The 1,089-nt window shown below is 65.8% G+C and carries 1 protein-coding gene; it reads right to left on the reverse strand.

Annotated elements, in window-relative coordinates; genetic code table 11:
• The coding region (locus tag ACQR3U_RS23345; RefSeq protein ID WP_317752562.1) for an IS256 family transposase at positions 1 to 957 on the reverse strand (957 nt) is incomplete at its 3' end.
• Between the last annotated feature and the right edge of the window lie 132 nt (positions 958 to 1,089).

Below are 1,089 nucleotides of genomic sequence, written 5' to 3' on the forward strand. Positions count from 1 at the left end.
GAGATCGGCCCGGGCGCCGTCGAGGTGGTCGGCAACCCTCGGGAGCTTCTCGGCGAGGGCTTCGATGATCCGATCATATTGTGCGTGAACAGATTCCGAGTCAGGCTGATCGTAGACCGAGTGCAACAGCGTGCGCACCCACGGCCACGACGTCTTCGGGGTGACCGCCATCAGATTCGTCGCGTAATGCGTGCGGCAACGCTGCCACGATGCACCGGGCAAGGTGGCGCCGATCGCCGCGACCAGACCGGCATGGGCATCGGAGGTCACCAACCTCACCCCGGATAACCCGCGGGCGACCAGTCCGCGGAAGAACGTGAGCCAGCCGGCGCCGTCCTCGGCGGAGGTGACATCGATGCCCAGGATTTCGCGGTAGCCGTCGGCGTTGACCCCGACCGCGACCAGGGCGTGAACGTTGACCACCCGGCCGTTCTCGCGGACCTTGAGCACGAGGGCGTCGGCGGCGACGAACGTGTACGGGCCGGCGTCGAGGGGCCGGCTGCGGAACGCCTCGACCTGCTCGTCGAGCTCCTTCGCCATGACGCTGACCTGGGACTTCGACAACGAGGTGATACCCAACGTCTCGACCAGTTTCTCCATCCGGCGGGTCGACACCCCGAGCAGATAGCAGGTGGCGACCACCGTGGTCAGGGCACGCTCGGCACGCTTGCGGCGCTCGAGCAGCCAATCCGGGAAGTAGCTGCCGGACCTCAGTTTCGGGATGGCGACATCGAGGGTTCCGACCCGGGTGTCGAAGTCACGGTGCCGATACCCGTTGCGGGAGTTGACGCGGTCGTCGGTGCGTTGCCCGTAGCCGGCGCCGCACAGGACGTCGGCCTCGGCGCCCATCAGGGCGTGGATGAACAGCGTCAGCAGCTCCCGCAGCAGATCGGGGCTGGCGCCGGTGAGTCGGTCTTCGACGAGCTGGTGCAGGTCGATATTGTGGGCAGTGGTCATCGTGTGGTCCTGTCTCGAGTCGACTTGGTAGGTCTCTCGAAGAATCACGCGGTGACCGTCTTTCGTTCGGCTACGACACGCCGGCCATCTCATTCGGATCCAGCTCGTACACCATCCTCATGGACGTAACCC

It is taken from the genome of Rhodococcus sp. IEGM1339, assembly GCF_050321925.1.
Taxonomy (GTDB): Bacteria; Actinomycetota; Actinomycetes; order Mycobacteriales; family Mycobacteriaceae; genus Rhodococcus; species Rhodococcus pyridinivorans.